This window comes from Streptomyces sp. NPDC007872 (assembly GCF_042868165.1).
Lineage (GTDB): Bacteria > Actinomycetota > Actinomycetes > Streptomycetales > Streptomycetaceae > Streptomyces.
Genome location: NZ_JBIAEA010000003.1, coordinates 781325 through 808309, shown reverse-complemented (window position 1 = coordinate 808309; position 26985 = coordinate 781325). Strand labels below are relative to the sequence as shown.

The window sequence follows — 26985 nt, the reverse complement described above, 5'->3', positions numbered from 1 at the left end:
GCCGTACGAACGAAACGGACGACTAGGCTCTCGCTCACCATGAACCAGCCCACGGAACCCAAGGCCGACAAGTCGGGAGTGCGCCGGCACAACCTGAGCCTCGTCCTGCGGACCGTCCACGAGGCGGGCGAGACCACGCGGGCCGCCGTCGCGGCCCGCGTCGGACTCACCCGGCCCGCCGTCTCCTCCCTCGTCGAGCAGCTCCTCGACCTCGGCCTCCTCGTCGAGTCGGGCAAGACCTTCAGCGGACAGGCGGGGCGGCCGGGCACCGTCCTGAAACCGGCCGACACCGGTCCCGCCGGACTCGGCGTCGAGATCAACGTCGACTACGTCACCGCCTGCGTCGCCGACCTGACCGGCACCGACCGCGTCCGGCGCACCGAGCGCCTCGACAACCGCGGGACCGGCGCCGGCGAGGTCCTCGCCCGGGCCGCCCGCGTCGCCGCCGGGGCCCTGGACGAGGCGGCCGGGCTCGGCCTGGTCCCGGCGGGGGCCGGGCTCGCCCTGCCCGGCCTCGTCTCCGGCGGGACCGTCCGGCAGGCCCCCAACCTCGGCTGGCACGACGTCCCCGCCGAACGCCTCTTCGCCGACGCCCTCACCGCCCTGCGCCCCGCCACCGCCGGCCTCCCCGTCGCCTCCGACAACGAGGCCAACTCGGCGGCCCTCGCCGAGCTGTGGTTCGGCACCCTCGGCGAGGTGCGCACCTTCCTGCACCTGACGGGGGAGATCGGCGTCGGCGGCGCGATCGTCGTTCACGGCGAACTCCTGCGCGGCGCCCACGGATTCGCCGGCGAGATCGGGCACACGGTCGTCGACGCCGAAGGCCCCCGCTGCCGCTGCGGCTCGCGCGGCTGCCTGGAGCAGTACGCGGGACAGGCGGCCCTCCTCGCCTCGGCGGGGGCGACCGGCGTCCCCGACCTGGCGCGCCGTGCCGGAGCCGGAGAACCGCGCGCCCTCGCCGCCCTCGCCGAAGCGGGCCGCATGCTCGGCCGCGCCCTGTCGGGGGCCGTGAACCTCCTGGACCCCGAGGCCGTCGTCCTGGGCGGCATCTACCCGCGCCTGATGCCCTGGCTGGCGCCCGCCCTGACGGAGGAGCTCGCCGACCGCGTCGTCTCCGGCCTCTGGAGCCCGGACGCGGGCCGCCTGCGCCCGGCCTCCGCCGCCACCGACGCGGCCCGGGGCGCGGCGGCCCTCGTCCTCCGCGACGTCCTCGCCGACCCGCTGGCCCACGCCGCGGCGGGCGGCCGCGGTGAGTGACCACGTCCCTCGCCCGCACCGGGGCGTTGTCAGTGGTCACCCCTAACGTTCTTCCCATGACGACGACTTACCTGGAGCTGTCGCAGGACGGCGGCGGTGCCCACAAGTTCTACGAAGTGACCGTCGAGGACCTCGCGGTGTCGGTCCGCTACGGCCGGATCGGCACCGACGGACAGACGCAGCGCTCCGCGTTCCCGACCGCGCAGAAGGCCCGGGCCGCCGCCGCGAAGAAGATAGGGGAGAAGGTCCGCAAGGGCTACGCGCCCGCAGTGCGCGGAGTGCGCGCCGCCCGTCCGGTGACGCGCCGCGCGGTGACCTCGGCGCCCTCCACCGCGCGGGCCGTCGCCCCGGTCCTCTGGCGCTTCCGGACGGGCTCGGCCGCCTTCGGCATCCACGTCGACGAGGAGCGCTGCTGGGTCGGCAACCAGGCGGGGGACGTCTTCACGCTCGACCGCACCGGCGAGGTCCAGGCCCGCTTCAGCCTGCCGGACGGCGTCAAGTGCCTGGTCGCCGACGACTTCTGGATCTACGCGGGCTGCGACGACGGCAAGGTGTACGACCTGTCGTCCAAGCTCCCCTTCGCCGCGTACGACATCGCCACCGACGTCGACATCTTCTGGCTCGACATCCACGAGGGCGTCCTGCACGTCGCCGACCGCTCCGGCCGGCTCACCGTCATCGACCACGAGGACGAGCACCAGTGGGCGCGCGGCGGGCAGGGCGAGCACGCCTGGATGGTCCGCGCCGACGGCGACGCCGTCTACTACGGGGACACGCGCGGCGTCGCGGCCCACGCGCCGGACGGCGGCGGCGAGCTGTGGCACACGGCCACCGACGGCGCGGTCCTCTTCGGCTGGCAGGAGGACACCGCGGTCTACGCGGGCACGGGCCGCAAGAAGGTGCAGCGGCTCGCGAAGAAGGACGGACGCGTGGAGGCGGTGTACTCCTGCGACAGCCCGGTGTACTCCTGCGCCACCTCGCCCGGCGGCCGGTTCGTCTTCGCCGGCGACTCGTCCTCCTCCGTCTACTGCTTCGCGGAGGACGGCACCCGGCTCTGGAAGCTCGGCACGGGCGGCGGCTCGGCGCTCTCCATGCAGTACCGGGACGAGCGGCTCTACCTGGTGACCACCGACGGCTCGCTGGTCTGCGTGGACGCGAGCGAGGCCGCGATCACGGCCGCCCAGCGGGGCACGGTCCCGGTCGCCCGGGACGTCAAGCTCGCCGCCGCGCTGCCGGTGTACGAGCCGGCCACGACCGCCGGCGCCGTGACCGTCGTCAGCGACGCCCCGGCGGGCGCGGTGGTAGTGGAGTGCGTCGGCGAGCCGGGCCGGACCCGGGTGCGGGTCGTCTCGGGGGGTTACGACTCCTCGTGGAACGTGCAGTTCCCGCGTGCGATCCGCGAGCCCGGCGCGCGGTACGTGGTCGACGCACTGCACCCCGCCGCGGGCGGCTTCTACCGGGTCCGCGGCGACATCCGGCGGCTGCGGTGACGGTACGGGGAGAGGGGGACGGGGGCGGCGGTGGCGTCTTCGAGGCGGCCACGGGCGACGGACCGCCCCTGCCCCCGGCCGACGCCGAGCAGCGTTCCCGGGAGGTCCGGACCGCCCTCGACGGGCTGCTCCAGATCAGACGGCTGACCCTGGGCCGGGGCGGCGACCCGAAGGCCGTGCCCGCCGACTGGGAGCGCCGGCAGCCGGTCCGGGCGGTGGCCCTGGCCCTGGAGTCCGGCGGGATCACGCCCTCGTCGGTGGACGCCGCCGGGGCACGGGTCTCCACCGGCTACCGGGTCCGGGCGGGGGAGCGGCCCGGCACGGCCGTTGTGGAGTGGCTGGGCCCGCCGGGTTCGGGCGCCGCGCGGGAGGAGGCGGAGGCGCTCGGCGCGTGCGTCCCCGTCCTGGCCCGGCTCGGCTGGGACGCCCTGCTCTACAAGGGGCCGCGTGGCCGCCGCTTCCTGGAGGCGGAGCCCACGGAGCCCACGGGCCCCGCGTAACCCGTGTCCGTGTCCGTGTCCGTAATCCGTACCCCGTAACCCGTGATCCGGGCTCCGGGCTCCGGGGTTCAGGCGATCGAGGCCGAGACGATCGCCGAGACCGCGATGTTGCAGGAGGCGGTCACCCAGACCGCCGGGTGCGGCTGGGGGTCGACCAGGGTGGCGCCCAGCTTCCCCGGCGTGACCAGGTCGACGACGAGGAAGGCCACCGCCATCAGCACCAGGCCGAGCAGGCCGAACGCGGCGGTCGAGGCGAGACCCTTGCCGAAGTCGTCGTACGTCGTCCAGATCGAGGTGAAGACGATGCCGCCGATGCCCAGGAGCGCCGAGCTCAGCAGGATCGCGGCGTTGCGGTTGCGGTCCTCCCAGATCTGACGCCCGAGCTTGCCGGGGGTCAGCAGGTCCACGAGCACGATGCCGAGGATCAGCAGGACCACGCCGAGGGCGCCGTAGGCGCTGGTCCGGCCGAGACCGTTGACGATGTCGCTCATGGGATGCCGGCTCCGAAGGGTTCACGATCGCGGGGGATCGGCGGTCAAGGACCGGCAAAATGTAGCGCACGCGTCAACGGCGACCGCCGCCCGCCCGGAGACCGGACGGACGGCGGAGGACGGCGATCGCGCACATGAGGTCCCGTCAGGCCCCCGGCGGCAGCTTCCTGGCGCGCGAGCGCACCTGGAGGGCCGTGACGATCTCGACGGCGCCGACGGCGACGAGCCAGATGCCGCCGAGGAGCGTGAGCACCGCCGCCGACTCCAGCGGGGACACGATCAGGACCACCCCGGCCAGCGCGCTGACGACGCCGAGGAAGACCTGCCACCCCCGGGCCGGCATCGCCGGGTCGGAGGCCGCCGCCACGGTCTGCGTGATGCCCCGGAAGAGCCAGCCGATGCCGATCCAGAGCGCGAGCAGCAGGATCGACTGCATCGCGCCCCGGAAGCAGAGCAGACCGAGCAGGATCGAGAGGGCGCCGCTGATGAAGGCCATGACCCGCAGCGCGGTGCTCACATGGGTGCCGAAGGCGGCGACCAACTGCATCACACCGCTGAACAGCAGGTAGAGGCCGAAGAGCACACCGGCCACGACCAGCGAGGCGCCCGGCCAGACCAGGACGAGGACGCCGAGGACCAGCGCCACGAAGCCGGCGAGGAGCAGGGCCTGCCAGGCGGCGCCCGCCAGCATGCCGAGGGGCCCGGTCAGGGCCTCCCGGTCCTGGGGGCGCTCATGGGAACGGTCGTGAGTCTCTGTCATGGGACGGGCCCGTCCTTTCGTGGGGGTGCGGTCCCGGCGGACCCGGAGGACGTGCGCGTCCCTTTCCTCGGGCCGCTCTCCGGGGCGCGGCTCGCGACGGTCTTCGGGGCGGTCTGCGGGACGGTCCTCGGGGCGGTCTCCGGGACGGCGACGGCCCTCCCACTAAAACAACGGCGGACAAAAGCCGCAAAAGGTGACTCGTATGGAGTAGGGATCCGGGCCTCGGACGGCACGCGTCCCGGCGGGCGACGACAGTGGACGGCGTACGCGTCCCCCTCCCGCACCTGGAGAACCCCATGGCCCACCCCAACCGACGCGACCTCGGGCTGCTCGTGCTGAGGGCCGGCACCGGCGCCGTGCTCGCCGCGCACGGCACGCAGAAGCTCTTCGGCTGGTTCGGCGGGGGAGGCGTCGAGGGCACGAGCAGGGCGATGGAGGCGATGGGCTTCTCGCCGGGCCGGCAGAGCGCGATCGCCGCCGGTCTCGGCGAGGCCGGCGGCGGCGCCCTCCTCGCCCTCGGCCTCGCCACCCCGGCCGCCGGGGCCGCCGCGGCCGGCGCCATGGCTGGCGCCGTCTCGGTGCACGCCCCGGCCGGCTTCTTCGCCCAGGGCGGGGGCTACGAGTACCCCGCCTTCCTCGGCTTCACCGCCGCCGCGATCGGCGTCACCGGTGCCGGGCGCTACTCCCTGGACCACCTCACCGGACACGTCCTCGACCGGCCCTGGGTGGTGGCCGTCGCCTTCCTCGGCACCGCGTTCGCCGCCGCCGCGGTCGTCGGCCGCCGCGCCCAGGGCCGGGCGGACTCCGCGCCGGACTCCGGGCCGGGCCCCGAAGAGGCTCCCGAGCCGTCCTAGCCGGGGGCACGGGGGACCCGGACGCGTTCGCCGCGCCGGAGGGTTAGGCTCGCCGGAGAGGAAGGGACGGGCGCCGCACCATGAAGATCGATCTGACGGACACCAATTCCAGCGAGATCAACAGGGCGATCCTGAAGGGCCGCAGGGACGTCGGCACCCCCGCCGTCGGCGCCGTGCTCACCCTCGTCGTCGTGACCGACGAGGAGAACGCCTACGACGCCGTCAAGGCGGCCAACGAGGCCTCCCGGGAGCACCCCTCCCGCATCCTCGTGGTCATCAAGCGCCACGCCCGGGCCCCGCGCGAGCGGCACGAGACCCGGCTCGACGCCGAGGTCCGGCTCGGCAGCGACGCCGGTTCGGGCGAGACGGTCGTGCTCCGGCTCCACGGCGAACTCTGCGCCCGCGCCGAGTCCGTGGTCCTGCCCCTGCTCCTGCCGGACGCGCCCGTCGTGGTCTGGTGGCCCGTCGACGCCCCCGAGGTCCCCTCCAAGGACCCCCTCGGCTCGCTCGCCCAGCGCCGCATCACCGACGCGTACGCGGTGGAGGACCCACTCTCCGTCCTGGAGACCCGCGCCGCCTCGTACGCCCCCGGCGACACGGACCTCGCCTGGACGCGGCTCACCCCCTGGCGCTCGATGCTGGCCGCCGCGCTCGACCAGGCACCGCTCACCCTCACCTCCGCCGCCGTCGAGAGCGAGGCGGAGAACCCCAGCGCCGAACTCCTCGCCCGCTGGTTCGAGGTCCGGCTCGGCGTCCCCGTCGACCGGGTCGTCACCGACGGCCCCGTGGTCACCGCCGTCCGCATGGGCACCCCGGACGGCGAGATCCTCATCGACCGGCCCGACGGACCCGTGGCCCGCCTCTCCATCCCCGGCCAGCCCCACCGGGTCCTCGCCCTCAAGGTCCGCTCCACCGCCGAGCTGATCGCCGAGGAACTGCGCCGGCTCGACCCCGACGAGGCCTACGAGGCGGCCCTGCGCGGCAGCGCCTGACCCGGCGGGCCCGTCGGTACCGGCGGGTGGTGACGGCCGCTCTCCCCGGTACGGGAGCGTGCGCGTCGGCCGTCCGCCGGGCACCGGCCGGCTCGGCGGGGAAGCGCAGGGCGGAGACCCGGTCGTCGGAACGGGGCTCCGGCAGCGGGCGCGGTCGCCGTCGTACGGCCGGTCCTCCACCCGGGGCCGACCTCCCCGCCCGCCGCCCACGCGGTTGTCTTATCCTACGGAATGCGCCGGTGAATCCTCGGCCGGTGCTCCGCACGAGGACCGAGGCGAACGAAAGGGTGGTCTGTGACGCGCTCGGAGGCCGATGGGTCCGCCACGCCGTCGACAACCGTGGCCGATGGGTACGCCACGCCGTCGACAACCGCGGACGGGGTGTTCGCCGCGGACAAGGAGATCGGCGAGGACCTCGCCCGGGTGGACTGGGCGGCGACGCCGCTGGGACCGCCGGAGGAATGGCCGCAGAGCCTGCGGACCGCCGTGAGCATCCTGCTGTCGTCCAAGTTCGCCATGTGGATGGCGTGGGGGCCGGAGCTGACGTTCTTCTGCAACGCCGCCTACCGGCGCGACACCCTGGGCCAGAAGTACCCCTGGGCGCTGGGCCGGCCGTCCGGCGAGGTGTGGTCCGAGATCTGGGGCGACATCGGTCCGCGCATCGACACCGTCCTGAACAGCGGCGAGGCGACCTGGGACGAGGCGCTGCTGCTGTTCGTCGAGCGCTCCGGCTACCCGGAGGAGAGCTACCACACCTTCTCCTACAGCCCGCTGCGCGACGACGACGGCGCCGTGGTCGGCATGCTGTGCGTGGTCAGCGAGGAAACGGAGCGGGTCATCGGCGAGCGCCGCATGGCGACCCTGCGCGACCTGGGGTCCGACCCCAGCGTCATCCGCACCGAGCCGGAGATGCTCGACTTCGCCGGCGAGCAGCTCGGCCGCAACCCGCACGACCTGCCGTTCGCCCTGACCTACCTCTTCCACGACGACGGCACCGCCCGCCTCGCCTCGGCCGCCGGCATCCCGGCCGGCCATCCGGCGGCCGCGGAGGTCCTCCCCGCGGACTCCGCGTCCGTGTGGCCGACGGACGCCCCCGCCCGCGGGGAGTCCGTGCTCGTGCCCCTGGACGGCGAGCCGTTCGCGGACCTGCCCTCCGGGGCGTGGGAGGAGGCGCCCACCGAGGCCCTCGTCGTCCCCCTGCTCCAACAGGGCGGAGCACCGTACGGGTTCATGGTGGCGGGCCTGAACCGCTACCGCGCCCTGGACGAGGACTACCGGGGCTTCGTGGAACTGGTCGCCGGGCACGTGGCCGCCGGAGTCGCCAGCGCCCGCGGCTACCAGGCGCAGCAGCGCCGCGCCGAGGAGCTCGCGGAGCTCGACCGGGCCAAGACGACGTTCTTCTCCAACATCAGCCACGAGTTCCGCACCCCCCTGACCCTGATCATGGGGCCGGTCCAGGAACTGCGGCAGCAGCTCGCCGACGCGGATCCGCGCGTACGGGAGGAGCTGGAGGCCGTCCACCGCAACGGGCTGCGGCTCGGCAAGCTGGTCAACACGCTCCTCGACTTCTCCCGCATCGAGGCGGGCCGGATGCGGGCGAGCTACGAACCGGTCGACCTGGCCGCGGTCACCGGCGAGCTGGCCAGCGTGTTCCGCTCCGCCGTGGACAAGGCCGGCCTGGCCTTCCACGTCGACTGCGCGCCGCTGTCCGAGCCGGTGTACGTCGACCGCGGCATGTGGGAGAAGGTGGTCCTCAACCTGCTCAGCAACGCGCTGAAGTTCACCTTCGACGGCACGATCCACGTGGGCGTGCGCGCGGAGGAGGGCGAGGCCGTGGTGACGGTCGCGGACACCGGGATCGGCGTGGCGGCCGACGAGATGCCCCGGCTGTTCGAGCGGTTCCACCGCATCGAGAACGCCCGCTCCCGCTCCGGCGAGGGCAGCGGCATCGGCCTGGCCCTGGTGAAGGAACTGGTGGGCCTGCACGGCGGCGCCATCACCGCCGCCTCCACCGAGGGCGAGGGCACCCGCTTCACCATCCGGCTGCCCTTCGGCTCCGCCCACCTGCCCGCCGACGCCGTCCGGCCGGAGCCCGGCGCCGGCGCCGTCCGACCGGAGACGGGGGCCACAGCCTTCCCCGCCGCCGACCCCTTCCTCCAGGAAGCCCTGCGCTGGCTGCCGGGCGAGGGGACCACGGCGACGGCCCCCGCGCTCGGTGCCGCCCCGGACGTCGCGGACACCGGCGACGACGCGCGGCCGATCCGTCCGACGGCCCCGGCGCGCGTGCTGATCGCCGACGACAACGCCGACATGCGCGAGTACCTCGCCCGGCTGCTGCGCGGCGCCGGCCACCTGGTCCACGCGGTCGAGGACGGCCGACAGGCCCTCGACGCCGTTCGCGCGGAAGCCCCCGACGTGGTGGTCAGCGACGTCATGATGCCCCGCCTGAACGGCCTGGACCTGGTCCGGACGCTGCGCGTCGACCCGCGCACCGCCTCGGTGCCGGTCCTGCTCCTGTCCGCCCGCGCCGGACAGGAGGCCTCCATCGAAGGCCTGCGGGCGGGTGCGGACGACTACCTCGTCAAGCCGTTCGCGGCGGCCGAACTCCTCGCCCGGGTCGAGGCCAACGTGAAGCTGGCCCGGCTGCGCAACCACCACACCCGCTGGCGCACCGCCCTGATCGACTCGCTCCAGGAGGCGTTCTTCGTCTGCGACGAGGAAGGCGCGGTCATCGAGATCAACGCCTCCTTCACCACCATCCTCGGCTACGGCCCCGAGGAACTGCCCTACCGGCCGGTCCACCCCTGGTGGCCCGACGCGACCAACGACCCCGAGGCCCACCGCCAGGTCGCCGAGGCCTTCGCCACGCTGACCGGCCAGGAACGGGGCAGCTACACCATCCCCGTCACCCACAGGGACGGCCATCGCCTGTGGGTGACCGCCACGTTCAACCAGGTCCAGGACCCCGACACCGACCGCACCGTCATCGTCGGCACCTTCCGCGACGTGAGCGCCGAGCACTACGCCATCCAGCGCGAAACCGCGCTGGCCGCCCTGAGCACACGCCTGTCCCGGGCCTCCAGCCTGCCCGACGCCCTCGAGGGCTCACTGGAGGAACTGAAGAAGCTGTGGCGTGCCCAGCAGGTGACGGCCGTGGTCTTCGGCACCGGTGGCGAACCCGCCCTCACCCGCACCGACACCGCCCTCACCTGGCAGGAACTGCCCGACGAACGCCGCCGACTGCTCACCGGTCTGCGCGAACAGCCGGTGCTCACCGCCCTTCCGGGACAGGGCGAGGCCACCGTCGTCCTGGAACATCCGGAAGGCACCCTGGCGCTGTGGATCGACCTGGGCGAACAGCGGCCCTTCACCGGCGAGGACCAGCTCCTGCTGTCCCTCCTCGCCGGACACATCGCCCAGGGCCTGGCCCGCGCGCACCAGATCGACCAGCAGCGCGAGACCGCCATCGCCCTGCAGCGCGCCATCCTCGGCCCGTCCCACCTGCCCGACGGCTTCGCCGTCCGCTACGAACCCGCCACCCGGCCCCTGGAGGTCGGCGGAGACTGGTACGACACCGTCGCCCTGCCCGACGGCCGCATCGGCATCGTCGTCGGCGACTGCGTCGGCCGCGGTCTGGAGGCCGCCAGCGTCATGGGCCAGTTGCGCAGCGCCTGCCGCGCCCTGCTGCTGCAGGACGCCGGCCCGGCCCAGGCGCTCATGGCCCTGGACCGGTTCGCCGCCGGTGTTCCCGGCGCGATGTGCACCACCGCCTTCTGCGGGATCCTCGATCCCGACACCGGACGGCTCACCTACTCCAGTGCCGGTCACCCTCCGGGCATCCTCGTGCAGCCCGACGGCACCACCCGGCTGCTCGAGGACGGGCGCTCCCTGCCCCTGGCCGTCCGTCCCGGCACCCCGCGTCCCGAGGGCGAATGCACGATCTCGGCCCGCTCCACCCTGCTGCTGTACACCGACGGGCTCGTCGAACGCCGCCGCCGCCCGCTCAGCGCAGGCATAGATCAGGCCGGTGAAGCGCTCCAGGACGGCCGGAACACCGCGGTCGACGACCTCGCCACCGACGTCATGTCCCGGCTGGCCCCCGCCGACGGCTACGACGACGACGTCGCCCTGCTGCTCTACCGCCACCCGGCCCCGCTGGAGATGACCTTCCCCGCGGAATCGGGACAGCTCGCCCCCGTCCGCAAGGCCCTGCGCGGCTGGCTCGACCAGTGCGACCTGCCGCCCGGCACCGCGCAGAACATCCTCGTGGCGGCGGGCGAGGCCTGTGCCAACGCCATCGAGCACGGGCACCGCGACGCCCCCGGCGACGCCGTCCACTTCCGGGCCGAGGCATCCGTCGACAACCTGCGCCTGACCGTCACGGACACCGGACGGTGGAAGGTGCCCCAACCCGAGCGCAACGCCCACCGCGGCCGCGGCATGGCCCTGATGCGGGCCCTGATGCAGCAGGTCACCGTCACCCAGGGCCCCACCGGAACCACCGTCGACATGCACACGAGGATCGCCTGATGACCACACCCCTGACCCTCACGCCCGGTCGGCGGCCGGACGGCACGGCCGTGCTCACCGCGGTCGGCGAGATCGACATGAGCAACACGTCCAGCCTGGCCGCCGCGCTCGACGGCACCCCGGGCCCCCTCGTCCTCGACCTGACCGACGTCGAGTACCTCGACAGCGCCGGCCTGAGCGTCCTCTTCTCCCACGCCGACCGCCTCGAACTCGTCGCCGGCCCGCTCCTGGCCCCGGTCCTGACCATCTCCGGACTGACCGACCTGACCACGCGCCACTGACGCACGTGCCGAAAGTCCCGGTGTGGCGCGCCGACGAGGGGGTAGGGGTCCGCTTCGGTCCCGACGGAACCCGGCGGTGACGAGGGACGCGGCCCCCGCCCGGGAGACGGGATTCCGGGCACATCGGGGTGAACGTACTATTCTCCCGATCTTTACCACGGGTTCCCGCCGGGAACCGCATGCGGAGGGAACTGAGGGTGTTCGCGGTAGACGTCAGACGTGACACGCGAGGAGTGGTATTCGTGCTGCGCGGGGACCTCGACTTCCACAGCGCGGTGCAGTTGTACGAGGCCGGCGACAGGGAACTGGGCACCGGAGGGGACACGGGCGCGGTGGTGATCGACTGCTCCCACCTCACCTACTGCGACTCCACCGGCATCACCGCCCTGCTGAAGCTGTACAACCAGCTCTCCGGGCAGAGCCGGGTCCTGCGCCTGGCGGCGGTGCCCGCCTTCCTGGACCGCCTGTTCACCCTGACGGGGCTCAACCAGATCTTCTCCCTGTACGCCGACGCCGACGAGGCCCTGGCCGCGCACGCGGCCGACCACGGCGCGCTCGCCGCGGGCACCGACGAGCCGGTGCGACCGAGCGGGGAAAACGTCGGATGACGGGCGCGTCAGGACGGCGGACGACCCGGTCCGCCCAGGTGCCGGCGGCACGCGCGGCCGACAGCGGCGCGGAGGGCGACCTGCGGGCCCTGTTCGGACAGTCGATGGCCGTGTTCGCCTCCCTGGCCGGGCCGGCGCACATGCTGGAGGCGGCGAACCCCGCCTTCTTCGCGGCGATCGGCGGACCGGAGCGCACCCGCACCGGGGTGCCGCTGGGGCAGCTCATGCCGGAGCTGGTCGCCCAGGGGTTCATCGGCCTGCTGGACCGGGTCTACCGCACGGGCAAGGCCCACGTCGGCCGCAACGCCCGAGTGGTGCTGGGTGAGGGGGAGAAGGCGCGCGAGGCGTTCTTCGACTTCACCTACGAGCCCCGCCTGGACGCCGGCGGCAACGTCACGGGCGTACGGGTGATCGGGGTGGAGACCACCCAGGTCCAGCACGCGCAGCGGCTGACGGCCGAACACCGGGTACTGCTCGAACAGATCGCCCGCCAGGCCCCCCTGCCCGAGGTCCTGGAGGGCATGGCCCGCGCCATCGAGGACCTCGCCCCCGAAGAGGTACTGGTGTCGGTCCTGCTCGCCGACGCCGACGGAGGCCACCTGCGCCACGGCGCGGCCCCCAGCCTGCCCGACTTCTACAACCGGGCCATCGACGGCATCGCCACGGGCGAGGGCGTGGGCTCCTGCGGCACCGCCGCGCACCGCCGCCGGCCGGTGATCGTCACCGACATCGCCACCGACCCCTTCTGGGACGACTTCCGCGACCTTGCCGACAAGGCCGGCGTGGCCGCCTGCTGGTCCACCCCGATCCTGGCCCGCGACGGCTCGCTCCTGGGCACCTTCGCGATGTACCACCGCACCCCGCGGACCCCGCGGGAGGCCGACCTCGCGCTCGCCCGGGTCTTCGCCCGCACCGCCGCCCTGGCCATCGAGCGCCACCGGGCCGAGCAGGCGCGCCGGGCGGCGGAGGCCCGCGAACAGGCCGCCCGCGACGACCTGGCCTTCCTCCTGAACGCCAGTACCGCCCTCTCCTCCGACCTGGACGCCCCCCAGACGCTGCACCGCCTGGCCACGGCCTGCGTGCCGAGACTGGCACCGCTGGGCACGGTCGACGTCGTCGAGGGCGGCCGGGTGCGCCGCGTGGCCACCGCCGCCCCCACCCGGCACCAGCAGGACCTCCTGGCCTCGCACATCCCCGTCTACGACGCCGACGACGACGCCGTCGCCCGCGTCCTGGCCTCCGGCGTGACCGAAGTGGCCCGCCGCACCCCCTCCGGGCCCGGCCCCTGGCGCGAGCTGGGCGTCACCGGCTACGTGTGCCTCCCCCTCCTCGACCGGGGCACGGCGTTCGGCGCCGTGACCCTGCTGTCCACCGGCGAGCACGCCTTCGACGGGCACACCGTCGCCCTGGCCGAGGAACTCACCCGGCGCGCCGCCCTGGCCGCCCGCAACGCCCGCCAGTACACCCACCGCGCCGCCCTCGCCCGCGATCTCCAGGCCGGACTCCTCCTGCCCGACCTGCCCCGGGTGCCCGGGGCCGAGGTGGCCACCTACTACCACCCCGCCGGCGAGGGACTCGACATCGGCGGCGACTTCTACGACGTCTTCCCGCTGGAGGGGGACCGGTGGGCGTTCCTGCTCGGTGACGTCTGCGGACGCGGCGCCATCGCCGCCACCACCACCGCCCTGGTCCGTCACACCGCCCGCGCCGTGGCCCCCCTCCTGCCCGGTCCCGAGGCCGTCGTCACGGCGGTCAACCAGGCCCTGATCAACCGGCCCGCCGGACACGGCACCGGCTTCGTCACCCTCGTCTACGGCCGGCTCACCCCCACCGACCACGGCCTGGAGGTCGAACTCGTCCGCGCCGGCCACACCATGCCCCTCCACCTGGACGCCCGGGGAACCGTCCGCACCGTCGACGTGCCCGGCGCCCTGCTGGGCATCGGGCCCGAGACCCACCTCACCGCACACCGCCTCCTCCTGCGGCCGGACGAGAGCCTCCTGCTCTACACCGACGGCATCACCGAGGCCCGCGACGCCGACGGCGAACAGTTCGGCGAGGACCGCCTCGCCGCGGCCCTGGCCGGCGCCCCGCCCCGGACCGGCCCCCACCACGTCGTCGAGACCCTCACCCGGGCCGTACGGGACTTCACCGGCGACCACGGCATCGACGACGACCAGGCCGCCCTCGTCCTGACGGCCACCCGCCCCGGGAAGTGACGCGGGTCCCGACGGTGCCGGCGAGCGGAGAAAACCGGTGGTCCCGGCCCGGGGGCGCGCCTGGCATCCGCCCATGATCGAAGACATCGGGACCACGGACGGCGAACAGGGCGCGGAAGCCGGCAGGGAGCTCTCCTGGCGGGCCCGGTCCGTCGGCCTCGCGGCACTCGACACGGACGACGCCGAACTCGTGCACGGGTGGCGGTCCGACCCCGTGGCCGCCCATCACATCGGCATCTGGCCGCGCCCCGGCAGCGCGGGAGGACGGACCTCGGCGGGTGCGACGACCGGAGGGGCTGTTCGACGGGCTCGCCGTTCGGGTGCCGCCGGACGTGTGCCGCGACCGCGGATCAGGGCCGGGTGGCGGCTTCGCCGTCGGGAAGGAGGGGGAGGATCCGGTCGAGGCCGGTGGTGTTCATGAGACGGAGGGTGTGGTCGGGGACGCCAGCGAGCGCGATGTCGGCCCGGGCGGCATGTGCGTGGTTGCGGGCGACGATCAGGGCGGTGAGACCGCTGGAGTCGCAGAACTCCAGGCCGGCCAGGTCGATCACCAGGCGCTGCCCCGGCCGGAGGACGACGTCGGCGAGCAGGTCGCGCAGTTCGGGGGCGGTGTCGTAGTCGAGTGGGCCGAGGAGCTCCAGGACGGGACCGGTCGCGGCGTCTCGGGCGGTGATCTTCAACGGGCTCATGTCGTGTCCTTCGTCACCGCCCCGGGTGCCGGACGGGTGGGACACCCAGGGCGAGCAGGGCGGTGTCGTCGTCCAGGCCGTCGCCGAAGCCGTCCAGGAGGCGGGTCAGCGCCTCGATGATGGCGTCCGGGGGCTCTCCGGCGTGGTCGGCGGCGAAGGCGAGGAGCGCTTCGTCGCCGTAGAGGGTGGTGCGGTCTCCACCGGTGCGGGCTTCGGTGAGGCCGTCGGTGTGGAGCAGCAGCGTGTCACCGGGGTCCAGGGTGGTGGTGGCGGTGGCGAAGGGCGCGGTGGGCAGGATGCCGACGAGGAGCCCTCCTGGGGTGGGGAGGTGACCGGCGCGGCCGTCGGCCCGCAGGACGAGGGCGGGGGGATGGCCGCCCGAGGCGAGGCGGACGTCCGCCCGTCCGGTCTCCCCGTCGGGTTCGACGACGCCGAAGACGACGGTGCAGTAGCGCGGGTCCCCGGCGGTGTAGCGCTCGTGGAGGACCTTGTTGAGGGTGGCCAGGACGGTGGTGGGGTCGGGGTCGTGCAGGGCCGCGGTGCGCAGGGTGTAGCGGGTCAGCGAGGTGACCGCTGCTGCTTCGGGTCCCTTGCCGCACACGTCGCCGAGGAAGAACGCCCAGCGCTTCCCGCCGAGGGCGAAGACGTCGTAGAAGTCGCCGCCCAGCCGGTCCGGGGACGCGGTCCGGTAGTGGGCGGCCGTCTCCATGCCGGGGATCGTGGGCAGGGCGTCGGGCAGCAGCGACCGCTGGAGGACGGCGAGGGCCTCCTGCAGGCGGGCACGATCGGCCTCCGCGTCCTTGCGCGCCTGTTCCGCCGCTTTGCGGGCCAGCAGGAGCTCTTCCTCGTAGGCGCGGCGGTCACGGGCGTCGAAGACGGTGGTGCGGATGAGCAGGGGGTCACCGCCGTCGCCGTGCTTGACGACGGAGGAGACCAGCACCGGCATCCGCCCCCCACCGGCCCGCTTCATCTCCAGGGCGATGCCGCCGATCTCCCCCCGCATCCTGAGCAGGGGCGCGAAGTGCGTCTCGTGGTAGAGCCTGCCGCCCACGGTGAGCAGGTCGGTGAACCGCATCCGGCCCACCACCGCCCCCCGTTCCAGGCCGAGCCAGTCCAGCAGGGTGGCGTTGACCTTCGCGACGGTGCCGTCCATCAAGGTGGACAGGTATCCGCAGGGGGCGTTCTCGTACAGTTCCTCGACGCTGTCCTCCAGCAGCGCGGCGAACGCCGCGGTCGGTCCTTCCTCGCCGTTCTCGCGGTCCGCGTCGTGCGGGCCGGACTCCCGCCCGGTGCGGCACATCATCGCAGTCCCGCCAGGAAGCCGGTGATCGCCTGGTTGGTGGCCTCGGGCGCGGACAGGTGGGGACAGTGTCCGGTGGCGTCGAGGGTGATCAGTGTCGAGCCGGGGATCGCCCGGTGGACGAAGGCGCCCACCTCCCGGGGGGCGATGACGTCCTGGACGCACTCCAGTACCAGCGTCGGCACCGTCACCTTCTTCAGGTCGTCGCGCGAGTCGGAGAGGAACGTGGTCCGGGCGAAGACGCGCGCCATGTCCGGGTCCGTGGCGCAGAAGCTGTTCGTCAGCTCCTCGCCGAGTTCGGGCCGCTCCGGATTGCCCATGATCACCGGAGCCATCGCCGACGACCAGCCGAGGTAGTTCGACTCCAGGGACCCGAGCAGCTCGTCGATGTCCTCGCGGCTGAATCCGCCCCGGTAGCCCTCGTCGTCGACGTAGCGCGGGGACGGCGCGACCATCACCAGCGCGCCGATGCGCCCGGGTGCCGCGTCGGCCGCCAGCACGCCGGTCATCGCGCTGACCGAATGGCCCACGAACACCGCGTCACGCAGGTCGAGCGCCTCGCACACCTCGACCACGTCCCGGGCGTAGCCCTCCAGGGAGCCGTAGCGTCCCTCCGAGAACGCGGACGGGTCCGAACGCCCCGAACCCACGTAGTCGAACAGGACGACCCGGTGGTCCCGTGCCAGGGCGGGCACGGTCAGCCGCCACATGTTCTGGTCGCAACCGAACCCGTGGGCCAGCACCACCGTCCGTCCGCGCGGGTTTCCGGTGACGGTGACGTTGTTCCTGCGTTCGATGTCCATGTCCCCACCCTCTCAGGCAGCATTCGATTCCCCCGCACCGCCGTGGAACCCCCACAACTCCGCGCACCACTTCCACGACTCCCGCGCACCCGGGTCGCCGTCCCGGCCGGAACGTTCGCCGTTCGGGGGCGGAACCGGACCGTCGCCGTGATCTTCGGTTCGGCCCCCGGCCACGAGACCGGTGGAAGACCGGACCCCGCGGGGAGCGGGGAGGAGGGCCGGGAACGACGCCGCCGCGGGACCACGGCGCCCTCCACCGGCCCTAGGAGCTGTCCGGCCGATCATGTGACTACGCCGTGCCCGCCTCGTTGACGTGGGCATGAGGCGGGGCGATCTGACGGATGCCGAGTGGGAACGGCTGCGGCCGTTCCTGCCGGTCAGTAACAGGCGTTGCGGCAGGTGGCGGGATCACCGGCAGGTGATCGACGGGATTCTGCACCGGGTGCGGACCGGCGTTCAGTGGCGCGATCTCTCCGAGCGATTCGGGCCGTGGAAGACCGTCTATGAACGCCACCGGTTGTGGTCGGCCGACGGAACATGGGAAAGGCTGCTCCAGCAGGTCCAGGCCGCCGCCGATGCCGCCGGCGAAATCGACTGGGACGTCTCGGTCGACTCCACCATCGTCCGCGCTCACCAGCATGCGGCCGGTGCCCGCACTGACCCGCCGCCGGCGCCCGCCTCAAAAGGGGCCGAACCGGCAGAACACCAGGGCGAAACCGCATGGCAGAGCCTGCACGCCCGCCTGGTGGAGGTGGTGCTGGAGGTGAGGGTCTGGGCCGCTCGCGGGGCGGGTTCACCAGCAAACTCCACCTGAGCGCGGACGGCCGTTGCCGTCTCCTGTCATTGATCGTCACCGCAGGTCAGCGGGCGGATTGCACCCAGTTCAAGCCGGTGCTGGAGAAGATTCGCGTCCCGCGGAGCGGGCCGGGCAGGCCCCGCAAGAAGCCGGACAGCCTGGCGGCGGACAAGGCATACAGCAACGGGCCCTGCCGTGAATACCTGCGTCGCCGGGGCATCCGGCACACGATCCCGGAGAAGGTCGACAGCCAGGCCGCCCGCCTGCGCAAGGGCTCACGCGGCGGACGGCCACCCGGCTTCGACGAGGAGCGGTACAAGAAGCGCAATACCGTCGAGCGGGCGATCAACCGCTTGAAGCAGCACCGGGCGGTCGCCACGCGCTACGACAAGCGCGGCTACGTCCACCTCGGCACGGCCACCGCAGCAGCCCTCACCATCTGGCTCCGCACGTGACGGCCAGGATCAGTCCTCATCCTCAGGCAGGTGGAAGTAAACGGTCCCCGAGCGCCAGGGACCGTGTTCGGTCATCTCTGACTCGATCACCACATCCTGGATCTCGGCGGGGCCCAATGCCTCGATGGCATCGGCCAGCCGCCGCAAGAGCGCCGGAACGCTGTCGCAGCCTGGGCCGGCGGGGTTGGCCTGCGAGAAATGGCGCACGACCCAGTGCGTCGGAGTATCAGTCACTGACTGATCGTAAGACCGGCCATCGCCTGGTCAGCAGGCGATGGCCGGGCCGGGCGACTCAGAGACCATGATCGGCCGGACAAGTCCTAGCAGGCGGCGGCGTCCTCCACCGTCTCCCGCACCTCGAGGACGGTGTCGACCCCGGTGATCTCCAGGATCCGCCTCACCTGCGGCGTTGGACCGGCCAGGCGGAGATCGGTCGTCCGGTGGGTGAGGATCAGCAGATTCAGGAAGGAGGAGTCCGCGAAGGCGACGCCGGAGACGTCCAGAACCACCTTCCGGTACTTCTCTGCCGCTGCGCCCAGGGCCGTGGCCAGGGGAGCGACGGTCTGCATGTCGTAGGAGCCGTCCGCGACGACGACTCCGGTGCCGCGTGCCTCGTGCCGCGCCACCGCGGCTCGGTCCGGGAGCCGCCCGCCGACCGATCCGTCGTTGACGGCACCCGTGCCGTGTCTTGTCGTGACGGTCCCGTCCAGAGACATCGTCCGCCCCTTCCTGTGGCTTCCGCGCAGAATCATGCCACCTGTTACGCGAAAATTATGTCATGCATTAGGTATCCGGCAATGACGGTCTCTAGAATGCCGTACATGATTGGAGTGCCCGAGTCCCACAGAGGCTGGACGTTCGTCACCAACCACGCGCGCGTACTAGCCGCCATCGCCGACGATCCGAACGCCCGCATCCGCGACATCGCCGCCCACTGCCGGCTCACGGAGCGGGCCGTCCAGCGGATCATCTCCGACCTGGAACAGGACGGTTACCTCTCCCACACCCGTGACGGACGCACCAACACGTACCGCATCGAAGCGGGCAAGGTGCTCCGCCACCCCGCGGAAGCGGGCCTGACCGTGGCCTCCCTGCTCTCCCTGCTCGTCCAGGACGAGGCGCACCGCGCCGGAGGGACGGAGGCGCGGTCGCCGCAGCCGGCCGAAGCCCCTCACGCCGGCTAGGGGGAGACCGGCCGGTTGAAGGAGTTCGGTCGACCCGAGGAGCGAGGAGTGCTCTCCGAGGACGAGTTCGCGGCCCGGAAGAGCCGCGTTCCCGGAGCTCGATCCTTTCCGGAGCCCTTTCTCACGCCGTCCGCGCCTCTCCGCGCGGGTGGCGGGGTGCGAGCGGCGGGCCCGGAGGAAGCAGTTCGGCGGTGGCGAAGGCGGTCACCGCCGCCAGGATCACCACCGGGATCGTCTCGGAGTTGCCGAGCAACAGGACCACCAGGGCCACGCTGCTGACCGGGAGCCGCAGGGCGGCGGCCGAGGCCGCCGCCATGCCGGCGGCGGCGCCGGGGATCACGCCGAGGCCGGGCAGCGGTGCGAGCAGCACGCCCGCGGCCGCGCCCAGGAAGAGGGCGGGGAAGACCAGTCCGCCCCGGAGGCTGCCCAGGCACAGGGCATAGGTAGCGCCCTTGAGCAGCAGGACGGCCACCAGCGCTCCGACGCCCCAAGCGTGGGGATCGGAGGCGAGTCCGGCCAGCGTCGCCTGGCCCGACGAGGCGACGTCCGCCGGGGTGCGCCCCGTGGCGACCGCGTACAGGGCGGCGCAGCCTCCGGCGGCGACCGCGCAGACCACCGTGCGCACGAAGGGGGAGGCCGCCACGAAGACGGCGGTCAGCCGTCCGCCGGTGATCAGCAGGTGCACCAGCGCTCCGACGCCGACCGCCAGCAGGACCGACCACACCACGTCCCCGGCGTCCAGGCGCGGGGGAGCGGTGGGGAAACGGATGGAGAGGCTGCCCGTCTCGAGGCCCGTCCAGCGTCCGAAGCCGGTGAACACCACGGCTCCGACACCGCTGGACAGCAGGGCGGGGAGCATGACGACGAACAGCTGAGGACCGCCCACGCCCGCCACCTCGATCAGGAGGACGGCCGCGATGAGCGGATTGCCGAAGATGGCGGCGATGGCCGCCGCCGCTCCCGCCGCGCCCAGCAGGGCGGTGCTCTGCGGGGTGGCCGGGACGCGGACGAGGTGCCGGAAGAGCAGGGCCAGGCCGCCGCCGAGCGCGATCAGGGGGGCTTCCGGCCCCAGGGCGGCGCCGAGCGGCAGGCTCGCGACGGCGGCGACGATCACTCCGGGCAGGGCCGCGGCGGAGGCCCCGCCGGCGTGCAGACCGCCGGCGGGGACGTGGCCGCCCGCGCCGGGCAGACGGGTCACGACCAGTCCCACGACGACTCCGGCGACGGCGAGCAGCGGCAGCGGCCACCAGGCCGGAGGAGAAGCCCAGCCGAGCGCCTCCGGCAGGTCCGCCCACATCACGTGCTCCAGCTCGTGCAGACCGACGAGGAACCAGAACGCGGCCAGCGAGACGGGGACGCCGATCAGGGCGCTGAAGACCAGGGCCTTGAGGTACGCGGGCGTCCGCAGGAGGTCTCGCAGCCGGTCGGCCTCCGAGGGCTCTGCGGGCCCCGGGGAGGAGGCCGGAACTGTCTTCGACGCGGTCATGGATCTTCGCCCTTCCGGACCTGGGGACGTGGACGCGGAGTCACGGTTCGGGTTCCTCGAGGGACGAGGAGGACCGGCGTCGCTCCAGCCCGATCCTGACCGCCCCGACGACTGCCTTCGCGATGACCCCCACGAGGACGAGGTCCGCCACCATCTGGCACGTGGTCAACGCGCGAGCCGCCTGCGAGACGGGCACGATGTCGCCGAAGCCGACGGTGGCGAAGACGGTCACCGTGAAGTACAGGGCGTCGTTCCTGCTGAGCGGTTCGGAGAAGGAGTGTCCTCCCTCTTCCCGCGCGTACAGGAAGTAGGTGACCGAGAACAGCAGCAGGAACAGCGGAACCGCGGTGCTCAGGGTCTCGGCGGCGCGGAGCCGCGGGTAGGGCGACCTGACGATGCCGACCGCCTGCAGGGCCAGGAGCGCGCCGATCCCCAGCATTCCCACGACGAGTACGACGACGGTGTGCTGGTCGAGGGCGCTGTCGAGGGGCAGCAGGAAATAGGCCGTGGTGCTCGTCGCCACCACGGCCGCCGAACGCAGGAGGGGCAGGAGGGGCCGGACCCGTGGGGGACGCGTCCGCCGACCCCGTTCACCCCCTCGCGGCACGCTCATGTGGGCCGCGACTCCTTGCCTGCGGTCCGTCCGTCCGCCGTGCCGCGGAGAGCGCCCGGCCCCGCGTCGGACGCCGTCGTGCCGACGGACACCGACCTCACCGGTCTCGACTGCGCTGCCATGCGGATCTCCTGCGGAACGCTTCACGGGTCGCCGTGCTCGGCGGAGCACCCGCCTGCCGTCCAGCAAAAGCGCTTCCGTCGCGTCTCGCGACCGGAGACGGGCCGCATGCCGTCGTCCGGGTGCCGATGCGCTGCGGCGCCGCGGGAAACACGTCGGGGTCGGCTCCCGGCACGTGGCCGGCCCGAGGACCGCACGGGTTCCCCGGCCCGGCGGACCCGCGGCCCGCACCTCCCGGTGACGGCGCAGAGGGCCGTGGTGCTCACGCTTCCGGGTTGCCGGCCTGTCGGAGCCGGGCGACGGCGGGTGACGAACGCCGCTTCCCCGCCGCCGTCCCGGGCGCCGGCCGGGCGTCAGTACCTCGTCGGCCGGGGAGCGACGCACAGACCCCAGATGACGAGGGCGTCGATCACGATGAGCAGCGACGCCCACCACGGGGTGTGGGGAAGCCACATGAAGTTGGCGATCATGCTGAGTCCGGCCAGACCCACGCCGACCGCCCTGGCCCACGTGGCGCCCTTGTACACGGCGGCGCCGGTGAGTGCGACGAGAACGCCCAGCACGAGGTGGATCCATCCCCAACCCGTGAGGTCGAGCTCGTAGACGTAGTTGCGGGTGGTCAGGAAGACGTCGTCCTTGGCGATGGCCGAGATGCCCGCGAGCAGCGTCATGACGCCGCTGAAGACCATGATGACGGAGGCGAAGACCAGCCAGCCGCTGCTGTGCGTCTCCTCGTGCCGACCGGACGGGCCCGTGTGGGTCGTCATGACAGGCTCTCCTTCTGTCGCTGCCCGCCGCGACTTACCGTCCGGCGGGCCGGATACCTCCAATCTGAGCCCCCGCGCCCCCCGACGCACGTCGGAGGAAGGACCCACTCCCGTCGCAGTGATCCCGGCACGAGGAGAGGACGCTCTCCGGCCGTCCCTTCCGCGCGGGTCGCTCGCGTGCACGTCCGCGGGCACCCGGTCGACCACGACCACCAGCCGGCCGGGTCCCTTCGTTCCCGTCCGGCCGGTGCCGACGCGTCCGGACGACGGCGGCGCCCGGGAGAAGCACGCGGGACGATCGTTCCGCTTCCCCCTCCGGCCGTTCCGGCGGCAGCGGGGCCGGAGTCCTGGTTCGTGCTCTTCCCCGAGGGCCGGGCTGCGCGGGGGCCGGCCGGCGTCCGGTTCCATGGTGGCCCCCCGGGGAGATCCCGCTGCTCTGCGCCATCGCGTCGCCCGGCGGCCGCGTGCTGAGGGGTCCTACTGATCACGGAACGAACGGTCGCCTCCCGGGTGTTCAGCCCTGCTCGCCTGCGGCAGTGGCGACAGCCGAAACCCGTACACGCTTCCGCTCCTCGCGCCGAAGGGATCCCGTGCGCCGCCGGCCGAGGCCGGTTCTCTACCGTGCCTCCGGTCCGCGAGACCGCCGCTCGCGGGCACCACGCCACCGAGGAGTTCCGGGCGGGCGGCAAGCAGCGAGCCGACCTCCGGAGCGGCCGAGCGTCGATCTGCTGACGGCCGAGAGGGGCCGTGTCGCGAACCGGAGCGATGCGAGTGCTCGACGGTTCGGTGGCGCACGGACGCACTTCGTCCGCACGTACAGAGGAACCTCCCACGTACTTGATGGGGCATCAGGTACGTCGGCATCCGGTCGGCATGAGTTCCATGCGTTCCGGGACGATCGTCCCGACAAGCGCCGGTACGAAGGAAGAGCCGAGACGGGACGCCGTCCCGCCTGAGCGGAGCGATGTTCCTCACAACCGTCGGAAGGAGGTGTCGATGTAGAGTCGAGGCCGCCCTTGACCTGCAAGAAGCAGGCAGGGAGCCGTCCCAGAGGAGTCCACAGTGCTGCGCACTCTGTTCAAGTCCAAGATCTAGCTATTTGGCGTCGCCGCAGGTCAGGGGCATCATGTGCCCCCCTCAGGTCAGCAAACGGTCAGCATGCGCCCGCATGGTGTCCGCGCTTGCTGACCTGCGACCGATAGTGCGGCGCCTGAGCAGGATTCTTGGGCCGGAACGGATGGTGCGTGACATGGCCCGACAGCTCGCCCGTGGCATGGGGTCCTTCTTCAAGGACTGCGGCTGCGCCAAGCCCACCCGCTGCCCTCACCCGTACTCGATCCGCTTCCGCGATGCCCTCGGAAAACAGCGTGAGGAATCTGGGTACGGCACCCAGGATGACGCGATCGAGCGCCTCACGCAGTTGTACGCGGAGAAGAAGACCACGGCGCCGTCTGTGGCGGCGGCCCGCCGTGAGCTGGGTCAGCTGACGGTGGAGGAGTACGCGAAGCAGTGGCGGCCCCGGCAGCGCAGGATGACCGACTACTCCACGGGCGAGCATGTCGACAGTTCGATCAACGTGCACATCGTCCCGCGTCTGGGAGCGAGGAAGCTGAACTCGGTCACGCCGATGGTGGTCGAGCGCTTCCTGGACGAGATGGAGAGCGACGGGGTCGGCAGGGGAAACCAGGTGAACATCTTCCGGGTTCTCAAGGCCATCCTGCGTGACGCGTACGACAAGGGGGCCATGGCGGACGATCCGGTGAAGGGGGTCCAGGAGCCGGAGTACGTGCGTGAGCAGGTGGTCATTCCTTCGCTCACCTATGTGAAGCGGGCGTTGGCGGTTGCCGATGCGGATCTTGCGCTGGAGATCGTCATGATGGCGGGGTGTGGGCTCCGGAATGGTGAGGCGCGGGCGGTGAACGTCAACAACGTCGTGGCCGAGGATGTGTACCGGGTCGACGAGCAGATTCATTCCAATACGCACAGGCCGGCGAAGCTGAAGCACCGCAAGACGGGGGAGTTCCGTGAGGTGCCTCTGCCCCGGTCGGTCCGGGAGGCGATCGAGCGCTACGCGGAGACGTACGGTACGACGGGGGACGGATACCTGTTGCGAGGTCCCGGTGGCTGGTACACGGAGCCGATGGAGCGGCGGCGTGTGAGGCGACTCTTTGAGAACCTCCCGCCGGAGCGGGGCGTGGGGGTGTACGGCTTCCGGCACTACTTCGCCTCCAACGCCCTCGGCAACGGGATTCCGATCACCGACGTGGCGGAGTGGATGGGCCACAAGTCCATCGAGGAGACCTACCGGACCTACCGGCATCTGATGCCGGGCAGCATCACCAAAGCCGCCCGGATCCTCGACACCGGCCTGTGGGAAGCAGCCTGACGAGCGCGTAGGGGCCGCATGGTCTTTTAGGGCGAGGAGATCTTCTTGAATTCATCATCCAGGTGGCCCTGACCTGCAGGAATGTGAGTGATCAGGTACCTGGCCTGCGTTCATCCCTCTTTCGCGTTCTTTCAGGAGGATGTCGGTGCGCTGCGCCAGGACCATGGCGATCCACACCCGCTGCCGCTGGCCGCCCGATAGCTGGTCGACCTGGCGGCCTGCGAGCTCCACGATGTGTGGCGACCAGAGCGTCGGCTACGACTTGCTGTCGGGCGGACGGTGGATTGTGGTGATGGCCCAGGAGCCGACGCCGTTACGGGCACCGTCGGCCACGGCCAGGAGGCCCCGGCGCTCGCAGATGCGAATGAAGCAATCGGTGCGGGCCCGTGGTCAGATCTTGAACGCGGCGGGGCGGGGCCAGTGTCCTCAGAAGTCGGCCCTCTCCCATGGCCGCCCGCCGGCAGGCGTGTGCTCGGCAGGCACGGCGAGCGCCGCTTCAGGTAGTCATGCTTCGGTTTGCCGGTGTCGGCCAGGCGCGTCGACGTCGGTCAGATGCTCCCCGTCCTTACTGTCGAGGCCCATGGTGTGCAGGCCCATGGTGGAGGACCCGCCTGGTGGCGGCGTCAACAGCTGTTGATGGTGCAGGCGGGCCGCCCGTCCTCGCCAAGGGAAGCCAGCGGCTGTTCCTGCCGCTTCACCATTTCCATACAGCGTATGGTTACGATGGAGGCACTACCAAGTGAGGAGAGAACCGTGACAGCAGAAATCAAGGGCGGCTCCGGAGCCGCGTCGGTGGATGTCGTGATCGTCGGTGCGGGTTTCGCCGGCTTGACTGCCGCGGAGCGGCTCGTGGACATGGGCGTATCCGTCCTGGTCCTCGAAGGACGGGACCGGGTCGGTGGCCGTTCGTTCTCAGGTGAGGTGGCCGGGGTCAAGGTCGACCTCGGGGCCACGTGGGTCGCCGAGCGCCACACCGCGGTCCTCGACCTCGCGAAGCGACTCGAGTGCTCCACGACCAGCCAGTTCCACGAAGGTGTCAACGTCCTGTGGATGGCCGGGCAGCGTCGCACCTGGTCGGGCACAATGCCGACAGTCGACCCCGTCGACCTGGAGGACCTGGGTCGCGTCCAGGCGGCGATGGACGAGCTCCTGGCGACAATCGACGTCGACGCCGCCTGGACGTCCCCAAACGCCGTAGAGCTGGACTCGATCTCGTTCGGCGAGTGGCTCGACCAGCAGCAGGCGGCGACCAGCACCCGTGCACTGATGACCATCGCCAGCAAGGTGCAGTGGGGCTGCAACCCGGGAGAGGTATCGCTGCTGCACGTACTGCGCTACATCCAGGCCGTCGGGGGGCTCGACCACATGCTCGCCGTTGAAGGCGGGCAGCAGCAGGACCGCATCACCGAAACCACTCAGGAGATCGCCAACCGGCTCGCCGAGAAGCTCGGCGACAGGGTTGTTCTGGACACCCGTGTCCGCCAGATCTCCCAGGACGACGACGGTGCCACGGTCCACACCGACGCGGCGGTCATCAGCGCCAAGTACGTCATCGTCACCGCGGCCCCCGAGCACCGTTCCTACATCGAGTTCCTCCCGGCCCTGCCGGAGAAGATCGAGGGGCTCACGAGGACGTGGCCCATGGGCAAGCTGAGCAAGGCGTTCGTCGCCTACGACAAGCCCTTCTGGCGGGCCGAGGGTCTCTCGGGTGAGGCGCTGATGGACACCGGGACGGCGTTCATCACCTTCGACGTGTCGCCGGACAATGGGCCGGGCATCCTGATGGTCTTCTGCGCCCCCCGCGTGTATGACGGCTTCGACGAGGAAACCCGACGCAGCCGAGTCATCCAGCAGATGGTCGACCTGTACGGTCCCCAGGCGAGCACCCCCATCGACTACGTGGACCACTGCTGGGGCACCGAGCCGTTCGCCCCCGGCGGCCCCCACCCCGCCGTGGGCCCCTACGCGGTCACGAGCTATGGCAACGCCCTCACCGAGCCCCACGGGCGCGTCCACTGGTCTGGCACCGAAACCGCAGGCGAGTGGGTCGGAACCCTGAACGGTGCCGTCCTGACAGGCCTGCGCACCGCCAAGCAGGTCGCTCAGCGACTCGGCGTCGACGAGGCCTCCAAGTAAGCCTCCCCAGCTCCTCGGAGGACTGCCTCCACGTTGGCGGCCACCCTGTGACGTACGCCGGATGCACCTGCATCCGGCGTACGTCACCCGGTCATGGCGCGTGCCAGCTGCCAGGGGCCAGGGGCGAGAGCGGCAGTCGCCGCGTGGCGACGATCACGTGTCGTTGTCCCGGCCCGGGGATGTGGCCTCGCGCTCGTGGCAGGAGTGCTCGGTGGCGTGGCCATTTCGCCAGAATGGGACAACTCGCGGGCCGACCTCCGGAAGGATC

Annotated in this window: 22 protein-coding genes and 2 pseudogenes; 13 read left to right on the top strand and 11 right to left on the bottom strand. The window is 72.3% G+C overall.

Going from position 1 to position 26985, the window contains the following annotated elements:
- The first annotated feature begins 39 nt into the window (after window positions 1–39).
- The 3 genes from ACFYNX_RS14105 to ACFYNX_RS14095 are packed head-to-tail and all read left to right on the top strand — an operon-like array spanning window position 40 to window position 3247.
- A complete protein-coding gene (locus ACFYNX_RS14105; protein ID WP_388661372.1) occupies window positions 40–1257 on the top strand; it encodes an ROK family protein in 1218 nt (405 codons plus the stop codon).
- 56 nt (window positions 1258–1313) lie between these two features.
- Window positions 1314–2747 (top strand): WGR domain-containing protein, encoded by a 1434-nt coding sequence (locus tag ACFYNX_RS14100; protein WP_388661369.1) that lies wholly within the window; start codon window positions 1314–1316, stop codon window positions 2745–2747.
- Window positions 2744–3247: a hypothetical protein gene (locus ACFYNX_RS14095; RefSeq protein ID WP_388661366.1), complete on the top strand. Its 504-nt coding sequence runs from the start codon at window positions 2744–2746 to the stop codon at window positions 3245–3247. The genes ACFYNX_RS14100 and ACFYNX_RS14095 overlap by 4 nt, the downstream gene beginning before the upstream one ends.
- A 68-nt stretch (window positions 3248–3315) precedes the next feature.
- On the opposite strand, the gene ACFYNX_RS14090 is transcribed toward ACFYNX_RS14095, so the two are convergent.
- A complete protein-coding gene (locus tag ACFYNX_RS14090) occupies window positions 3316–3738 on the bottom strand; it encodes a DUF350 domain-containing protein (RefSeq protein WP_125665033.1) in 423 nt (140 codons plus the stop codon).
- A gap of 145 nt (window positions 3739–3883) precedes the next feature.
- Window positions 3884–4498, bottom strand: coding sequence for an HdeD family acid-resistance protein (locus tag ACFYNX_RS14085; protein ID WP_388661363.1), 615 nt, complete (start codon window positions 4496–4498; stop codon window positions 3884–3886).
- 296 nt (window positions 4499–4794) lie between these two features.
- Here ACFYNX_RS14085 and ACFYNX_RS14080 point away from each other — a divergent pair, with 296 nt between their 5' ends.
- The 6 genes from ACFYNX_RS14080 (at window position 4795) to ACFYNX_RS14055 (ending at window position 13982) form a co-directional block, all read left to right on the top strand.
- Window positions 4795–5352, top strand: a complete 558-nt coding sequence (locus ACFYNX_RS14080) for a DoxX family protein (RefSeq protein ID WP_388661360.1) — start codon at window positions 4795–4797, stop codon at window positions 5350–5352.
- Window positions 5353–5432: 80 nt separating this feature from the next.
- The gene (opcA, locus tag ACFYNX_RS14075) at window positions 5433–6344 is read left to right on the top strand and encodes a glucose-6-phosphate dehydrogenase assembly protein OpcA (RefSeq protein ID WP_388661357.1); all 912 of its coding nucleotides are present in this window, start codon (window positions 5433–5435) and stop codon (window positions 6342–6344) included.
- Window positions 6345–6725: 381 nt separating this feature from the next.
- Window positions 6726–10874: a SpoIIE family protein phosphatase gene (locus ACFYNX_RS14070; RefSeq protein WP_388661354.1), complete on the top strand. Its 4149-nt coding sequence runs from the start codon at window positions 6726–6728 to the stop codon at window positions 10872–10874.
- On the top strand, window positions 10874–11155 hold the full coding sequence (locus ACFYNX_RS14065; RefSeq protein WP_365544122.1) for an STAS domain-containing protein: 282 nt from the start codon (window positions 10874–10876) through the stop codon (window positions 11153–11155). Before ACFYNX_RS14070 ends, ACFYNX_RS14065 begins: the two co-directional genes overlap by 1 nt.
- Before the next feature lie 179 nt (window positions 11156–11334).
- On the top strand, window positions 11335–11763 hold the full coding sequence (locus ACFYNX_RS14060) for an STAS domain-containing protein (RefSeq protein WP_365544119.1): 429 nt from the start codon (window positions 11335–11337) through the stop codon (window positions 11761–11763).
- On the top strand, window positions 11760–13982 hold the full coding sequence (locus ACFYNX_RS14055) for a SpoIIE family protein phosphatase (RefSeq protein WP_388661350.1): 2223 nt from the start codon (window positions 11760–11762) through the stop codon (window positions 13980–13982). Before ACFYNX_RS14060 ends, ACFYNX_RS14055 begins: the two co-directional genes overlap by 4 nt.
- Before the next feature lie 350 nt (window positions 13983–14332).
- On the opposite strand, the gene ACFYNX_RS14050 is transcribed toward ACFYNX_RS14055, so the two are convergent.
- Genes ACFYNX_RS14050 through ACFYNX_RS14040 form a run of 3 tightly spaced genes read right to left on the bottom strand, consistent with a single transcriptional unit; the run spans window position 14333 to window position 16774 of the window.
- Window positions 14333–14671 carry an STAS domain-containing protein gene (locus tag ACFYNX_RS14050; protein ID WP_388661347.1) on the bottom strand — a complete coding sequence of 113 codons (339 nt, stop codon included), beginning with the start codon at window positions 14669–14671 and terminating at the stop codon, window positions 14333–14335.
- A 13-nt stretch (window positions 14672–14684) separates the two neighbouring features.
- Window positions 14685–15971, bottom strand: coding sequence for a PP2C family protein-serine/threonine phosphatase (locus ACFYNX_RS14045; protein ID WP_388661562.1), 1287 nt, complete (start codon window positions 15969–15971; stop codon window positions 14685–14687).
- Window positions 15971–16774 carry an alpha/beta hydrolase gene (locus ACFYNX_RS14040; protein WP_365544111.1) on the bottom strand — a complete coding sequence of 268 codons (804 nt, stop codon included), beginning with the start codon at window positions 16772–16774 and terminating at the stop codon, window positions 15971–15973. Before ACFYNX_RS14040 ends, ACFYNX_RS14045 begins: the two co-directional genes overlap by 1 nt.
- Window positions 16775–17093: 319 nt before the next feature.
- On the opposite strand from ACFYNX_RS14040, the pseudogene ACFYNX_RS14035 reads away from it, so the two are divergent.
- A pseudogene (locus ACFYNX_RS14035) lies at window positions 17094–18025 on the top strand (IS5 family transposase).
- Between the two features lie 9 nt (window positions 18026–18034).
- Here ACFYNX_RS14035 and ACFYNX_RS14030 read toward each other — a convergent pair.
- Window positions 18035–18259, bottom strand: coding sequence for a hypothetical protein (locus tag ACFYNX_RS14030; RefSeq protein ID WP_388661344.1), 225 nt, complete (start codon window positions 18257–18259; stop codon window positions 18035–18037).
- An 86-nt stretch (window positions 18260–18345) separates the two neighbouring features.
- On the bottom strand, window positions 18346–18741 hold the full coding sequence (locus ACFYNX_RS14025; RefSeq protein ID WP_388661342.1) for an STAS domain-containing protein: 396 nt from the start codon (window positions 18739–18741) through the stop codon (window positions 18346–18348).
- A 105-nt stretch (window positions 18742–18846) separates the two neighbouring features.
- Between ACFYNX_RS14025 and ACFYNX_RS14020 the strand changes: the two genes are divergently transcribed.
- Window positions 18847–19209, top strand: a complete 363-nt coding sequence (locus tag ACFYNX_RS14020) for a helix-turn-helix transcriptional regulator (RefSeq protein WP_388661339.1) — start codon at window positions 18847–18849, stop codon at window positions 19207–19209.
- A gap of 121 nt (window positions 19210–19330) precedes the next feature.
- Here ACFYNX_RS14020 and ACFYNX_RS14015 read toward each other — a convergent pair whose 3' ends face one another.
- The 3 genes from ACFYNX_RS14015 to ACFYNX_RS14005 all read right to left on the bottom strand — a co-directional run bounded on the left by ACFYNX_RS14015 (window position 19331) and on the right by ACFYNX_RS14005 (window position 22195).
- The gene (locus ACFYNX_RS14015; protein ID WP_388661337.1) at window positions 19331–20695 is read right to left on the bottom strand and encodes a chloride channel protein; all 1365 of its coding nucleotides are present in this window, start codon (window positions 20693–20695) and stop codon (window positions 19331–19333) included.
- Window positions 20696–20735: 40 nt separating this feature from the next.
- Window positions 20736–21218, bottom strand: a complete 483-nt coding sequence (locus ACFYNX_RS14010) for a potassium channel family protein (protein ID WP_365544087.1) — start codon at window positions 21216–21218, stop codon at window positions 20736–20738.
- Between the two features lie 563 nt (window positions 21219–21781).
- Window positions 21782–22195, bottom strand: a complete 414-nt coding sequence (locus ACFYNX_RS14005) for a hypothetical protein (RefSeq protein ID WP_388661333.1) — start codon at window positions 22193–22195, stop codon at window positions 21782–21784.
- A gap of 1249 nt (window positions 22196–23444) precedes the next feature.
- On the opposite strand from ACFYNX_RS14005, the gene ACFYNX_RS14000 reads away from it, so the two are divergent.
- On the top strand, window positions 23445–24581 hold the full coding sequence (locus tag ACFYNX_RS14000) for a tyrosine-type recombinase/integrase (protein ID WP_388661330.1): 1137 nt from the start codon (window positions 23445–23447) through the stop codon (window positions 24579–24581).
- A gap of 132 nt (window positions 24582–24713) precedes the next feature.
- Here ACFYNX_RS14000 and ACFYNX_RS13995 read toward each other — a convergent pair.
- Window positions 24714–24815: pseudogene (locus ACFYNX_RS13995) on the bottom strand (ATP-binding cassette domain-containing protein); the annotation flags it as partial.
- 519 nt (window positions 24816–25334) lie between these two features.
- Between ACFYNX_RS13995 and ACFYNX_RS13990 the strand changes: the two are divergent.
- Entirely contained in the window at window positions 25335–26717 is a 1383-nt protein-coding gene (locus ACFYNX_RS13990; protein ID WP_388661327.1) for a flavin monoamine oxidase family protein, read from the top strand.
- Window positions 26718–26985 lie beyond the last annotated feature (268 nt).